The organism is Cupriavidus sp. GW822-FHT03E04, assembly GCF_058801495.1.
The window spans coordinates 310,314-324,404 of record NZ_JBXANI010000006.1 but is presented as its reverse complement, the minus strand read 5'-3'; the positions used below and the strand labels follow the sequence as shown (position 1 = coordinate 324,404).

The window sequence follows — 14,091 nt, the reverse complement described above, 5'->3', positions numbered from 1 at the left end:
CATTATCATCGTCGGCACGGGCGGCGAACTGTTTGCCGTCTTCGCCAATGAGAACGGTTTGATTCTCGCTGCCGGTGCCGAGCGTAATCTCATAGCGGATCTTGCCGTTTGCTGTCTGCTTCTCGATCTCGCCGACCGTACGGCCCTGCGCTTGCTTCTCGATTGCCGCTTTGACCGGAGCAGGTACTTGCGCAATATCAATGGGCTGGTGACTGCGCTCACCGAATAGCTCTTCCTTGTTGTCACTTCGTGCTGGCGTTTCCGAATGAGACGGTGTCGAACAAGGTCACGCTATCCGCCTTGGTCCATACGCCGACCCGGCCGGCGCCGCCGATGTGATCGTCCGCGACATCGATATAGCGCTTGCCGTCCAGCGCCACCTGGATGCGGTTGCCCACGAAGTCCACGTGCAGCGTATGCCAGACCCGGGCGGCGACAGGGGCTTCCTGGTACCGGATCGTGTGTCGGCGGCCCCCCGTCGTGTAGTACAGCGAGACGTTGTTTTCCAGTGCGTTTGCCCGCGCGACATAGTAGTTATCGCCGTCCTTCCAACGCCAGACAACGCCGCCAGCTTGATCTTCGCGGCCTGAAACGGGCTTGAACTTCGCCTCCACGAAGCCATCGGCGATAGAGACGTCTTGCTTCACGCACCAGGGGAAATCTCCGGAGCCCGATTGCTTGAGCACGTTGGCGCCGTCCTGCGCGGTCGGGTCTGTCTCGACGGTCCATTTGGGCTTGCCGCGGCCGGTGACACCCGCCACCCATCCCGCCGGCAATGCACCTTGTTGGTCCTGGTTGAACATAAGCGTCTCTCCAGTTGCCGGCATGGCTGTCAGAAGCATCGATACCATGAGCAGGATCGGTTTCACGGAGCACCTCCTGGGCGATGCGGTAACGGAACGATTTACGCCGGCATCTTCGGCGGCCATTGATGCGTTTCCGCCTGGCAATGCTGGCACCAGGCATACAAGGCGTCATACATCACCATGCCGTGCCGGAGCATCTCGTGATCGTCGACGAATACTTGCGAGAGACCCAGCGAGATAGCGTAGAGCCCTGCGGATTGCGGGGTCAGGTCCAGCTTTGACGTGTCCGCGCCCCGCACAATGCCAGCGAGTTGTTGCAAGGCAGGATCGTTCAGATGGTACTTATCCAGGAACGCGTCGAAGCTGCACAGTTCGCCGACATGCGATAGCTCGACGCCGGGGATGTCGTAGGGAACGGCACCCGTCTCGCCAGCGACTTTCACGACGTCGCCGGTGGGCGCGTACAAAAATTCTGGTCCCTTGTCGATAAAGCGGGCGATCAGCCAAGGACAGGCAATCCGGTCAATCTTCGGACGTTCGCGGGTAATCCATTTCATGGCTGACTCCTTACGGTTTGCCGATCGTGGGGTGATTGCCGGCGGCCCACTCCTCGATGCCGCCGGTGAGATACGCTGCTTGGAAGCCTGTGTCTTCTAGCCGGGCGGCACTGTCCTGGCTGACTTGATGACCGTGTACGCAATAGACGATCACCGGTCGGCCGGTGTCGAGCGCGGAGATCCAGCCGTCAATGTTGTCGGGATCGCGCCAGGAGGCGCCTGCGATCATTTGCGCGCTGGCATCAAAGGCCGGCTTGCGTCTGACGTCGACAATCTGAGGTGGGGCAGGACCTTGGATAGCTTCGGCAAGTTCGCGGGGAGAAATGGCTGTGGGCATGATCTGGTATTCGAATTATTTTTGGGCCACGGCGAAGCGCTCGGCTGCCTGGGCCCAATGGATGTTCTGCACGAAGGCATCCGCATAAGCCGCAGCTTTTGCGCCGAAGTCCCTGTGGTAAGAATGCTCATACATGTCAAGCGCCAGGATCGGGGTAGCCCCGGCGAGGGTATGTGCGTGATCTGGCGCCCACTGGTTGACGAGCCGCTTGTCGCGCGGCGAGTAGTTCAGCAGCACCCATCCCGAGCCGCCGCCTAGCGCTTTGCCCATTGCGGTGAATCATGATGGATTCCTTGTTCGTGCGGCTCATGCGTGGAGGAGTGGGTAGGCGACCAGGCCGATTAGTGCAGCGCCGACGACGATGACTGGTTCAGGCAGCTTCTTGAATTTCCAAAGCAACGCGACGGTAACAAGCGCAAGCAAGACCGTGGGCAGATCGATAATTGAGCGTTTGGCCAGGACGATCACGGCGCCCGTGATGGCCCCAACAGCTGCCGCCGTCACGCCATCGACGAAGGCGATGATGCCGGGGCGCTTCCCGTACTTCTTGAAGTAGGGTGCCGGGATCACGGTGAACAGGTAGCAAGGCAGGAAGGTGCCCAGCGCGGCCACGGACGCCCCTGGCAGGCCGGCAACCAGATAGCCGATGAACCCGACCGTGATCACCACGGGGCCCGGCGTGATCATGGCCACTGCCACTGCGTCGACGAACTGCTTGTCGTTCAACCAATGGTGCTCGGTCACTACGCCGCCGTACAGGAACGGCACGATGGCAAGTCCGGACCCGAAGACGAAGGCGCCGGCCTTGGCGAAGAACACGCCGATTTGCGTCAGCAGCGGCCAGTCCACGGTGCTGACGATCCCGCCCACCGAGGGCATTTGCGTCGCCGCGAAGGCATTGAGGCCGCCTTGTCGCAGCCACTTCGGTGGCGCGCGCCAAAACCACACCACGATGCCGGCCGCCAGGAACAGCCAGGCGATCTCGGATTCGGTCACCACGGTCACTGTTGCCAACACCAGGTAGATCACCCACAGCAGCTTGTCCTTGCCCACGCTCTTGTTCGTGAGCTTGTAGGCGCTGATGGCAATGATCCCGATGACCGCGGCACCGACCCCATAGAACACCGACTGCATCCAGGTTAGCCCGCCAAATCGCACGTAGGCCCAACCCAGCGCCACCACCATCAGGAACGACGGGATGACGAACGCAATGCCGACCAAGGTCGCTCCGACGAGGCGATAGTGCACATAGCCGAAATAGATGGCGAGCTGCGCGGCCAGCGGACCGGGAGCCAACTGCGCCAGCGCTAGGCCTTCCTTGTAGTCGGCATCGTTGATCCACTTGCGCGTATCCACCAGGTCCCGGTGCATGTAACCTGCGAGGGCCACGGGGCCGCCGAAGCCCAGCGTACCCAGGCGCAACATATAGAGCACAAGTTGCCAGAGCGTATAGCTCGGCCGTTCGGCCGCCGGGGCCTGCGGAATTTCGGTTTGCTGCAGGTTGCTCATTGATCCTCCTTGAGATGGGTTCGGTGACGGCTAGCGTTTCCGGTTATTCAAAAAGTGGGCATGCAGGGAATCCAGCACCAAGCCGATTTCGGCCAGCAGCGCATCGTCGTCGGCTAGCCGCTCGCGGGCGCCGGCCAGAATCGCCTCGAACCCGCTCGCTTCGGGGACGGTCGGGCCGCCGACATCCAACGCGTGGACCATTCCCGCCAGACGCTGCAATCCAGGGTTCGCGTCAAGGCCAAAGCTCGCTAGCAGCACTTCGAAGGACACCTTCTCGCCGACGTGGGTGAAGGTCGCCCCGTCGTAGTCAAAGCCCAACGCGTCTGCGGGGCAATCGCTGGGGCTTTCGAGCCACAGGAATCGGGCGTGGGGGTCAATAAAGCGCTGGATCAGCCAGGCGCAAGTCACCCGGTCGACCCAAAGATGGCGGCGGGTGGCCCATAGCCGTCCCTGATACTGCGCGGGGTCGCGCCGGGCGATTGCCCCGGAAGCGGGATGCGGTTCTCCCGGCGACAGGATCGTTTCAACGGCGCCCGTGAAATCTCGCCACTGCGCTTCAGCACGCAAGGACGCCTCGTTGGGAAAGAAGTCGACCTTGCGGATCGCTTCAAAAATGCGTCCAAGCCGTCGCAACAAGCGGTTGAGTTCGGCCTCACTTAGTCCGGAAAGGGTCTGGCGGGCTTCCGAGACAGATGCAAGGAGTTCGGCGTATTCGCTCGCTCGGTCGAACAGTGCGCGATATGCGGCAGCGTCGTCATCCTGATGGGGATGCACCGTCAACAGCCAGGCTTGGCCGTCCTGCTGCTGCGTCTCGTCGGCCAGCTCGCGGAACTGTTCCACCTGTTCGGCGCGGGCAGGCAGCAGATAGGCTCCGTCGCGCAAGGCGGCTCCGCCTAACGCCTTGAGGGTGCGCCAAATCCGCATGCGTGCAGTCGCGCCCGATGTGGGAAGGCTGACAATCAGCAGGATCCAGGAGTCTTGGGGTGTGGTCATGGAAGGCAGCATAGGGAGACATCGCACAGGTTTCAATGATGTAGAGATCATTACAAAAGTTCGTGCGATTATGGGATTTCGTCCCAATTGCGATCTCGCGTAGCTAGATCTAGGAAATGCTGCATCACAGCATTTCCACTAAAGGCGGACACCCGGCGTACGACAAGTGCACTGAAGGGCGAGTGTTTGCACCACGCGATTGGACGGCCAGCCGACGGCATTCCGCATGAACACGCACCTCGGACCGTACCGCGCGAGGTCGGGGTTCGGTTACGGTACAGACAGCCGCCAACAAGAAGTGCAACCGCGCCATGCCACTTGACCAGGCACGGGCCACCATGGCAGCTGGAGTTCAGAGTTAAGCGAGCAAAGATTCCGTTGAGTGAGCGAAACCCGTCCTTGGTGAGGGTTCTTTTGCGCCCCCATTCATGCCGATAACTATTCTTGAACTAAACCCCTGACGCGGTAGGGTTGGCCAGCCTTAGCGGAGCGCCGCCGGTCGGGTTACGTGGTCATTGCCGGCACTGCCAGATCGTCTCGCAACGGGCCAGCAGAAAGCTCGGAGAGTCGCTGCTCGGCGTGATGCTGGACGATGGCCAAGGTTTCGATACGGAGAGGTTCGGAACGACGGATACATCCGAATCCCCTATCGGGCGTGGCTCATAGCTCCGAAACCCTGTCCATTTCGCCGGTTGGAAAGATGGGGGACGATGTGCTCATCAGTCGATCTTACTTACTTGGCTCGGTACCGAATACCGGGGATGCTGCGTGGGATCTGCAGCGGCCCCGTGGACATTTAGCAGGCTAGGTCGCTGTCGAGCCAGATGGCTCTAATCGACCCCGAAGAACCGTCCAGCCTCCTGCAGCAGGAGTGGCGGCTATCAGAGTGAGGATTCAACCGGTCGTTCGGGTCTGGTTCATCGCGAAGACCGCTTCCGAAGTGCTGCCGCCATTGCGGCTCTTTATTTTCGGCTCGGCGCGGTAGAACAGGTCCAGAAGCGATCGGGGTGAGTCGGTGAATGCTCAGGCAGCCATTGCGACTGCCTTAGTCGTTCGGCTAGTGGTCTGGCCCGTTCGGCATGCGGGACTGCGGCAACACACGGCGCGGGAAACGCACCCGATACCCACAGAGCGGCGCGTGGTCAGGCAAGAGTCAGGGCCGTACCACTTGTGCCACCCCGCGTCGTCTCAGTTCGAAGCGATCCCGGCCTGTCGGACCACCTCGCGCCAGCGTGGGACCTCCTGGCGGATCGCCGCAGTCATCGCTTCCGGGGTGCCAGGCTCGATCTCCTTACCTACCTGCTCGTAGCTGCTGCGAATGTCGGCGGACTCCATGACCGCGGCCAGTTCCTTGTTCAGCCGGTTGACAATGGGCGTGGGCAAGTCCCGCGGCGCCACCACGCCGATCCAGACCGCGTCAAAGCCCTGCCAGCCGAGATGGCGGTGCGTCGGTATAAGCCGGCCTGGATTCGAGGACTTCCTGGAAACCAAAGTCATAAACGGAGCTTGACGCGGTAATCCGTGGAGTCTCGACATCTGCGGAAGGGGCAATGCCGGGCGTACTCGCGTGACGCCCGGCTCTCGACGCGAGGCCCGTTAGGCGTCGCGTTTTACGGCGGTCAGGCAGTTTCTTCTTCTTCCCGTGCGGCCATCCAATTCAGCAAAACGGTCCTGCCCCACTGAATGTCGTCGCGTATAGCGCCCGATGCCATCTTCGCGTCGTGCTTCGTCAGTCCTTCTAGCACACGGTAGTGCGGATGCTCGTCCAGGCTTTCCCGGCTGGCTTGCAGTTCAGTGTGAAAGACGTGTAGCAGGGGGGCCATGCGTACCCACATGCTCTCGACGACCGAAAACAGGTTCGGCAGACGCGAGGCCGCCAGCAGTTCGAAATGGAATTTGCGGTTCTGGCTTGCTGCTTCGCGCGGGCTGGTTGCCACCGCCTTGATGAACGCTTCATGCGTCTTGCGTAGCCGGGCGATTTCCTGCGGCGTCACCCGAAGTGCGGCCGCTTCCGCGGCAGCGCCTTCGAGGAGGGTGCGCATCAACTGGATCTCGGACACCGTATCCGCATCGAGTTCGGGCACCGTGATTGATATTGCCGCTGTCATCGTCAGGGCTTGTTCGCTGACGAGCCGGAAGATTGCCTCACGCACTGGCGTGCTGCTCGTTCCCAGCGATTGGGCCAGTTCCGCCACGCGCAATCGTTCGCCCGGAACGTACTTGCCACTCATCAGTGCGGACCGGATCTGGTCATAGACGCGTGAAGACAGATTGCTCTTCTCCACGCGCGCTAGTTCTCTCGTGACGTCTTGCCTCGATAGGGGATGTTTAAGGACACATCATATGTCATACGCAATGCCCATCTACACGTCATCCCGGAATCTATCCCATACGGCCGGCTGGCCAGGAAGGCAATTGCCGGTTCCAGGCCGAGTGGCTTACTGGTGGCAACGAGACTCCAACACACCGCAGCCGTGCCCATCTTGGGGGTGGGCACGGCCTCGGCGACGCTACGGAGCGGCGGTCAGAGCCGGATCAGCTGCTTGCCTTGGGCATCCCCTGCCTTGAGGGCAGCCAGTGCCGCGGGCAGCGCAGCGAAATCGTACATGGTGGTCTCCGGCAACTGCAGATTGCCGCCGCGAAGCTGCTCGAACAGCCTGAGGCCGGCGCCCCGCCACTCTTGCCAGTCCTGTGCGGCTGCGAAGGCATGGGCGCTGTTGAGCGCTACCTCATGAAGCGAGATCGCACTAGTGAAGGCGGGCAGTGGTGCCTGCTCCTGGCGGTCCTGGATGCAGACCAGATGCCCGTTGTAGCCGAGTCGAGCGGCCAGCGAGCGGGCATGGTCGCCGCTGACCGTATCGAATGCGGCGTACAGCCTGCGCGTGCCGAGCACGGCCTGTAGCCGGTCGAGCCAGCCCAGCTCGCGGTAGTCAAAGGCGCCGGCCACGCCAAGGGCGGTGAGCCGGGCGTGATGCCTCGTCGAGGCAGCGGCCCAGACCCGCCAGCCGCGCGCGAGCGCCAACTGGACGAGGATCAAGCCAACGCTGCCGCCCGCGCCGCTCACCAGCACGTCGCGCGCCGGCGCGTCGGGCACTTTTTGCAGCGCTTGCCAGGCGGTCAGCCCAGGACAGGGCAGGCTAGCGGCGAGTTCGTCGCTCACGTTTTCGGGCACCGGCAACAGGCATTCGGCGCGCAGGCGGGTGTATTCGGCAAAGCTGCCGTCGCGCGCCAGGTCCTGGTGGTAGGCAAAGCGGGCTCCGACAGGCAGCCGCACGCCGTCTGCCAGCGCTGCGATGCTGCCGAGGCCGTCGACGCCGGGTACGTGGCCTGGGCGCCACGCTGCGTGGCCCCATTCGATCATCTTCCAGTCCACCGGATTCAGGGCGATGATGCGGTTTGCCAGCAGTACTTCGCCAGCCCCGGGCAACTGCATCGCCTTGCGCTGCAGCTTCAAGGCCGAGGGCTCGCCTGTCTCGGACCAGGTCCAGGCAAGGTATTCGCGCGGGGAGGACTGGCGATCGTCGGTAGGTTGATGCATCTGGGGTTCCTCAGGCGGTTTCTGGCTGAGCATTGGCGATGCGCGCGTCGTCGTGAAAGTGCGGCAGTACGTGCGCCGCGATTTCCTCCATGACTTCCTGCACCGGCCGGTGGCTGCGGCGGAAGTGCAGGCCGATATGTCCGGCGCCGGCTTCGCGCATGGCATGGAGCTCGGCAATCAGGCCGTTGCGGCCAACTGCCGCGCCAAAGCGCTGGCGTTGCAGCGGCGCGTTCGCATGGTCCAGCAAGTCAAGATGGATAAAGCTGATGTAAGGCTTCGCGCCGGCCACGCTGCGCCAGAGCACGCTGCGGCGCGTGTGGTCTTCCGGCGTGCCGGGATAGGCAAGCCACCCGTCCATATGCTCACCTACCCAAGAGGGGGTCTGCTGGGCCAGTCCTGCTACCAACAGGGGCAATGGCTTATGAAGGCGCGGCAATACCTTGACGCCAGCGGGCAACTCGGCCGCGCCCACGTCGCGCAACAGTGCTACCTGGTTGCGGAAGGCCTCGCCGCGGTGTTCGAAGTCGCGGCCGAAGACCGGGTATTCGATGGGGCGATCGCCGCTGGCCACCCCGAGCAGTAGCCTGCCGTTGCTGAGATGATTTACTGTGGCGGAGGATTTCAGTGTCAGCACCGGTTCGCGCAGCGGCAGCACCACCGCGGCCGTGCCGAGCAGGATGCGCTCGGTCACGCCCGCCAGGTAGCCCAGGTAGCTGAAGGTTTCGAAGACCTGCGCGGCGTCCCCGAACTGCGGGTCATAGAGCGGTACGTCCCGCACCCACAGTGCGCGAAAACCGAGTTGATCTGCCAACCTGGCCAACTCGCCGTGCCGGGCCAGGTCCGGCTCTCCGGGCAGGCGGCCGGCCTGGCGGCGCGCAAGGTCGCCGGCAGGCGACCAGTCATTGTCCAGCGGCAATTCGACGCCGACGCTGAAGCCTCCGGCGGTCAGTTTTTCCAATGCGGATGGCATGGCGATTCCTTGTGTGCCGGTCTATGCGGCGGCCTTGGTTTCGAGCGAGGCGGCGGTGTAGTGGGGGTAGTCTGTATAGCCGGCAGCAGCACCCCCGAAATACTTGGAGCGGTCGCCCACACTGAGCGGCAGCTTGTGCTGCAGGCGGTAGGGCAGATCCGGGTTGGCAACAAACGCGCGGCCGAAGCCGATCAGGTCCGCCCAGCCATTGGTCAGCGCTTGCTCGGCACGCGCCAGGGTGTAGTTGCCGGAATAGATCAGCGTGCCCGGATAGATGGCGCGCAACGCTTCCTTGAACGCCGCCGGCATCACCGGGGCATCTTCCCAGTCCGCCTCGGCGATATGAATATAGCCAACACCGATCTGCCCGAGCGCATGCGCAGCGGCAAGGTAGGTGGCTTCCGGCGTGTCGTCGACCGCGCCTTGCAGGGTGGTCAACGGCGCCAGCCGCACACCGATGCGTTCCTTTCCAACCACGTCGGTCACGGCCTGGGCCACTTCCTTGAGGAAGCGCAGCCGATTGGACAGCGAACCGCCATATTCGTCATCACGGGCATTGGCTTGCGAATCGATGAACTGGTTGATCAGGTAACCATTGGCGCCATGTAGTTCAACGCCGTCGAAGCCAGCCTCCAGCGCGTTTCGCGCGGCGCTGGCATAGTCCGCGATGATGCCCCGGATTTCGTCGACAGCAAGCGCGCGCGGCGTGGAATGCTGGATCATCTCGCCGACGCCGGCTTGCGGGCCGCGTCCCTCCGGATCGACGAATACCTTGACGCCATCCGCGACCAGCGCCGATGACGAAACCGGCGCGGCATTGTCCGGCTGCAGTGACGTGTGCGAAACCCGGCCCACATGCCAGAGCTGCGCGAACATTCTGCCGCCGGCGGCATGCACCGTGTCTGTGACCTTGCGCCAGCCGCGCACCTGCTCCGTGCTGTAGATGCCGGGGGTCCAGGCATAGCCCTGGCCTTGCCTGCTGATCTGCGTGCCTTCGGAAATGATCAAGCCTGCGCTAGCGCGCTGGCTGTAGTACTCGGCCATGAGGTCGGTGGCGATGTCGCCGACGCCAGCCCGCGAGCGGGTCATAGGAGGCATGACGATGCGGTTGGGCATCTCGATGTTGCCGAGGCGGTAGGGAGTGAAAAGCATGGTTCTCTCGCACGTAGGAAGGGTTAGGCTGAAAGCCGCCACGAGGAGCCGGCCAGCATGAAGACCCTTGGGGTTGCTCCGGCCGCGTTGCCGGCAAGATGTGGCGATTATCGGGAGAACCCGGGTTCCGAAAAAACCCCGCCGCGGGCAAATGATTCTTGCGCCCAGGTCAAGGATATGTCGATGTGCGCCCTGCGCTGGAGAACAACGGAGCGCGGGAGAACGGCTAGGAAACTGGCGGCTTTGGATGCGCCTCCGCGGGCAAGGGCCGCCGGGCATTGTTGCCTCGGATTTGGGATCAACTCTATCGAAACGTCCGTTTCACCGAGGAGGTAAAACGGTGGATCGCTTTCGACACGATGCGGACCATGAACATCATGGGCATGTATCGCTGGGTATCGAATCACCGTCGGGGAGAGTGGTAAGGCCGCGTCGACCACGGCACGTTTCGGGGCTGAGGCGCTGGTTCCTGGGCGTGTTGGCGATCGCGCCGGCGCTAGCCGCAGTGACCACGAGGACCGATCGCGAGCCGCTGGTGCGGTGCTAATCTGCCCGGTGAATAGATCGTTCGCTCATCGGCCAAAGTCGCCACTTCCGACCGGTAGCGTCCAGGACGACCCTCCAAATCACCCGGCCCCTAGGCGACCTTGCGGCAATTGCTGTCGCCACACGTCTTCCCCATTGTGGGGATGCCATCCGGAAGACTTCCGGCTCGGCGCGATGTACTATCAGTTCAAGGCAACGTGCCTCAGCCCTCACGAGGGTGGTGAGATCCCTAGCCACGATTCCGCTCATCAACTGCCTCAAGCAAGAAATCCAGGAACGTGCGCACCTTTGCCGACAGATTTCGGCTGCTGGGATAGACGGCTGAAACTGCCTGGGACGGTGGACGTACGTCCGCCAGTACCTCGACCAGGCGACCACTACGAAGATCATCATCAACCGTGAAATCGAGCAATTGCGCGATACCGGCATCGCTGAGTACGGCAGCCAGCGTGCCCAGCGGGTGATCAAAGGTCATGCTCGAGCGAATGGCGACTTCGCTTTTGGAATTCCCCTCTGCAGAAAAAGTCCAAGGCAGGACGCGTCCGCTATCGGGCATAAGCAACCCCAGGCAATTATGCTGGCGCAAATCATCGGGGCTGCGGGGGACATCATGCTGGCGCAGGTACGCTGGCGTGGCAACGACACGAAACTGTGCCTCATGCAAGCGGCGCACAACTAGCCGTGAGTCTGCTATCTGCCCCAGCCGGATAGCCATATCAAAGTCCTGTTTCACAAAATTAGCCAACGAATTGCTAAGAGAGACTTCGATCCTCACTTGCCCCATGTAGCGCTCGACGTACCGCGGGATCAGTGGGATGACGCGCTTGATGCCGTAACTGTAAGGCAGGCTTATGCGCAGCACTCCGCGAGGCCTGCTATGGCAGGTAAGCGCCTGCTCTACCTCTTGGATGCTTTCCAGCGCCTGGTGGCAGGTCTTGTAGTAAGCAAGTCCGTCGTCCGTCAGGCGGATGGCGCGGGTTGTGCGCTGAAACAGCTTGAGCCCCAACCTGTTCTCCAAGCGCCGCACAGCCTTACTAATCGCGGACGGTGTGGTCCCCAGGGAGGCCGCCGCCGCGGTGAAACTCTGCGCTTTCGCCGCGGCGCAGAACAGTTCCACTGTATTCAGTCTGCTTGTGCCCAGATCTTTCATGACGTGTGTCCCCGAAAGGAAGTATCGCGGCATCATCCCTTGCCGCGCGGAGCTTGGCCAACGTGATATGGCCGACTCGCAATGCTGCATGTTCAAGAATTTGTGCCGCCGTGGCACAAATGAAATGCCGCCAGATGACTTCTTGTTGGTAGGGACTACTCGTAGAGTATGAAGTCATCAGGATCGTAACTATATGGAGTCTAGGGATGAACAAAATCCAATTTTTTCCTGCGTCACCGAGACTGCACTTGGGCGTAATCGTAGGGCGCGCACTGCTGGGCGCGCTGTTTGTCGTATCTGGCTTGTTGAAAATCGGACATTTTGCCAGCGTTTCGGCAATGCTCACAACCTTAGGGCTGCCATTCGTGCAGTGCGTCACCGTCCTTGTCATTGCCGTCGAAGTTGGTGTAGGGCTGGCATTGGCGCTAGGTTGGAAAACGCGGTTGGCCGCTGCGGTACTGGCGCTGTTTGTGGTTCCGGCCACGCTTACCTTCCATAGCTTCTGGCTCGCTGACTCTGCCAACTACAGTAACCAGCTGAATCATTTCCTCAAGAATAGCGCCCTGTTCGGCGCATTGCTGATGCTCGCATGCACCGATGCAATCCCACGCCTCAGGCGGGCTGCCGACTAGGCAAAGTCGAGAGTCCGTGGCGAACCTTCGGTCAGGATCTGAGTCGGGTTGCCATCAATATCCAACAATGCCCCAACAGGAGGTACCTGCGATGCTTAAACCGCAGCCCACTATAGACGTTTCGGCGGTCGTGGACACAAGCCGCCTCAGCACCTTCCAGATCTGGATCCTGCTGCTGACTGGCCTGACAGTCATCATCGATGGGTTCGACGTGCAATCCATGGGCTTCGTCGCGCCCGCCATCATCCAGGCCTGGGGTGTGGACAAGGCTGCGCTCGGCCCGGTATTCGGCGCCGGCTTGCTGGGCATGCTTCTGGGTTCGCTGGCCTTCAGTGTCGTTGCCGACAAGGTGGGGCGCCGCCCGGTCTTGATCTGGGCTACGCTTGCCTTTGCGCTGTGCATGCTCGCCACTTCTCAGGCGACCACCATTACGCAACTGCTGGGGCTGAGGTTTGCTACGGGCGTGGGCCTGGGCGCCATCATGCCCAACGCCATGGCGCTGGCGAGCGAGTTCAGCCCCAAGCGCAAGCGCGTGACGCTGATGATGCTGGTGTCTTGCGGTTTCACTGTCGGTGCGGTGCTGGGTGGTCTGATCTCGGCCGTGCTCATTCCGGCCTGGGGCTGGCAGTCCGTTTTCATCGTGGGTGGCATGGTGCCGATGGTGCTTGCGATCTTGATGTTTCTGCAGATGCCTGAGTCCATGCAGTTCTTGGTGGTGCGCAGCGTGCGGCTCGATCGGGTAGCGGCGTGCCTGCGCCGCATCGACCCGTCCCTGGCGGTCACGCCGGATACGCGCTTGGTCGTGCACGACGCTCGCCAGGGTGGCGTACCCGTGCTGGAGCTGTTTCGCGGCGGCCGCGCCAGGACGACCTTGCTCCTTTGGGCAGTCAATTTCATGAACCTGCTCAATCTATACTTTCTCTCCAACTGGCTACCCACGATCGTCAAGAGCGCCGGGCTCCCGACTTCGACGGCGGTGCTGGTAGGCACGACGCTGCAGATAGGTGGGGTGGTCGGAACGCTAGCGATGGGGCCGGCGATTGACCGCATCGGCTTCTTCAAAGTACTCGTGCCGGCCTTCCTGTTGGCAGCGGTCACAATTGCAACTATCGGTCAGTCTGGTCTACCGCCGGCATTGCTGTTTCTCGTTGTCGGCATCACTGGGATCTGCATCATTGGCGGTCAGCCTGCGGTAAATGCCCTGGCTGCCACTTACTATCCGACCGCGTTGCGCTCCACTGGCGTGGGCTGGAGCCTGGGAGTGGGACGAGTCGGCTCCATTGTGGGGCCGGTGGTCGGAGGCGAACTGATCCGGCTGAACTGGTCTAATGCCGACCTATTCCTCGCTGTGGCTGTGCCGGCCGCGATCTCCGCGCTGATGCTGTTGCTGATGGCGAGGCGTCCCCACTTGGCGATCAACGCAAGCGCGGCGCAATGACGGCGTTGTGTAGGCAGCCCGTGCAGTCTTCCAACGAGCGATTGCCGTACGGTCGCGCACCTGCTATTGATGCTCGGCTCATGCTGCTGTCCGGGCCAACTCCCGGCTGGCGTTCTTTGACGGCCCCTCCAGCGAATCCGGCACCTGCGATCCGCGACAGAGGGAAACCATCTACCCCGGAGGTGTCAAAAAGCCAGGTGAATGACTGCTCGCTGCTGACCAGAGTGACGGTTTCGCCGAGTGCGACAATGATACAGGGAGGGTTGGCATCCAGGCGGACGAAGCGGTCAGCCGATTCGCTGGAAGCAGCTCCTCCTGGGGGATGGAGTGGATCAGCCCAAACCGGGAAGAGGAGATATAGCCGAAGGGGAAATGCGAAAGCCAGGGCGGCGATCTTCGACATGAGGAATTCCAGTGGAATTGCTACGTGAGCGGAAACGGTGCGGCGTATCGAGAACCATAG

The 14,091-nt window shown here is 62.0% G+C and carries 14 protein-coding genes and 1 pseudogene; 2 read left to right on the top strand and 13 right to left on the bottom strand.

What is annotated here, in order from left to right; translation table 11 throughout:
* Window positions 1-242: 242 nt before the first annotated feature.
* The 12 genes and pseudogenes from AC1RQC_RS10660 to AC1RQC_RS10605 form a co-directional block, all read right to left on the bottom strand.
* Window positions 243-869, bottom strand: coding sequence for a 3-keto-alpha-glucoside-1,2-lyase-like domain-containing protein (locus AC1RQC_RS10660; protein WP_492883237.1), 627 nt, complete (start codon window positions 867-869; stop codon window positions 243-245).
* 35 nt (window positions 870-904) lie between these two features.
* Window positions 905-1,363: a chromate resistance protein ChrB domain-containing protein gene (locus AC1RQC_RS10655; protein WP_492812321.1), complete on the bottom strand. Its 459-nt coding sequence runs from the start codon at window positions 1,361-1,363 to the stop codon at window positions 905-907.
* A 10-nt stretch (window positions 1,364-1,373) separates the two neighbouring features.
* Window positions 1,374-1,700, bottom strand: coding sequence for a rhodanese family chromate resistance protein ChrE (chrE, locus tag AC1RQC_RS10650; RefSeq protein ID WP_492372302.1), 327 nt, complete (start codon window positions 1,698-1,700; stop codon window positions 1,374-1,376).
* Window positions 1,701-1,715: 15 nt separating this feature from the next.
* Window positions 1,716-1,979 (bottom strand): annotated as a pseudogene (locus AC1RQC_RS10645) (Fe-Mn family superoxide dismutase); the annotation flags it as partial.
* A gap of 27 nt (window positions 1,980-2,006) precedes the next feature.
* Window positions 2,007-3,209, bottom strand: coding sequence for a chromate transporter (locus tag AC1RQC_RS10640; protein ID WP_492372301.1), 1,203 nt, complete (start codon window positions 3,207-3,209; stop codon window positions 2,007-2,009).
* Between the two features lie 30 nt (window positions 3,210-3,239).
* Complete coding sequence (locus AC1RQC_RS10635) at window positions 3,240-4,202, bottom strand: chromate resistance protein ChrB domain-containing protein (protein WP_492812324.1); 963 nt, start codon at window positions 4,200-4,202, stop codon at window positions 3,240-3,242.
* Between the two features lie 1,188 nt (window positions 4,203-5,390).
* Window positions 5,391-5,699 carry a hypothetical protein gene (locus AC1RQC_RS10630; RefSeq protein WP_492372299.1) on the bottom strand — a complete coding sequence of 103 codons (309 nt, stop codon included), beginning with the start codon at window positions 5,697-5,699 and terminating at the stop codon, window positions 5,391-5,393.
* Window positions 5,700-5,821: 122 nt separating this feature from the next.
* On the bottom strand, window positions 5,822-6,487 hold the full coding sequence (locus tag AC1RQC_RS10625; protein WP_492883235.1) for a GntR family transcriptional regulator: 666 nt from the start codon (window positions 6,485-6,487) through the stop codon (window positions 5,822-5,824).
* A gap of 239 nt (window positions 6,488-6,726) precedes the next feature.
* Window positions 6,727-7,740, bottom strand: coding sequence for a zinc-binding dehydrogenase (locus AC1RQC_RS10620; RefSeq protein WP_492883233.1), 1,014 nt, complete (start codon window positions 7,738-7,740; stop codon window positions 6,727-6,729).
* 10 nt (window positions 7,741-7,750) lie between these two features.
* Window positions 7,751-8,710, bottom strand: a complete 960-nt coding sequence (locus AC1RQC_RS10615) for a TIGR03571 family LLM class oxidoreductase (RefSeq protein WP_492883231.1) — start codon at window positions 8,708-8,710, stop codon at window positions 7,751-7,753.
* Between the two features lie 21 nt (window positions 8,711-8,731).
* A complete protein-coding gene (locus AC1RQC_RS10610) occupies window positions 8,732-9,862 on the bottom strand; it encodes an alkene reductase (protein ID WP_492883229.1) in 1,131 nt (376 codons plus the stop codon).
* A gap of 775 nt (window positions 9,863-10,637) precedes the next feature.
* Window positions 10,638-11,558 carry a LysR family transcriptional regulator gene (locus AC1RQC_RS10605; protein ID WP_492812334.1) on the bottom strand — a complete coding sequence of 307 codons (921 nt, stop codon included), beginning with the start codon at window positions 11,556-11,558 and terminating at the stop codon, window positions 10,638-10,640.
* Between the two features lie 206 nt (window positions 11,559-11,764).
* Here AC1RQC_RS10605 and AC1RQC_RS10600 point away from each other — a divergent pair, with 206 nt between their 5' ends.
* Together AC1RQC_RS10600 and AC1RQC_RS10595 are read left to right on the top strand one after the other, a co-directional pair.
* On the top strand, window positions 11,765-12,190 hold the full coding sequence (locus tag AC1RQC_RS10600) for a DoxX family protein (protein ID WP_492883227.1): 426 nt from the start codon (window positions 11,765-11,767) through the stop codon (window positions 12,188-12,190).
* A 91-nt stretch (window positions 12,191-12,281) separates the two neighbouring features.
* Entirely contained in the window at window positions 12,282-13,628 is a 1,347-nt protein-coding gene (locus AC1RQC_RS10595; RefSeq protein WP_492883226.1) for an MFS transporter, read from the top strand.
* Here AC1RQC_RS10595 and AC1RQC_RS10590 read toward each other — a convergent pair.
* Window positions 13,606-14,031, bottom strand: a complete 426-nt coding sequence (locus AC1RQC_RS10590; protein WP_492883224.1) for a CzcE family metal-binding protein — start codon at window positions 14,029-14,031, stop codon at window positions 13,606-13,608. The two genes, AC1RQC_RS10595 and AC1RQC_RS10590, sit on opposite strands and share 23 nt — an antisense overlap.
* Between the last annotated feature and the right edge of the window lie 60 nt (window positions 14,032-14,091).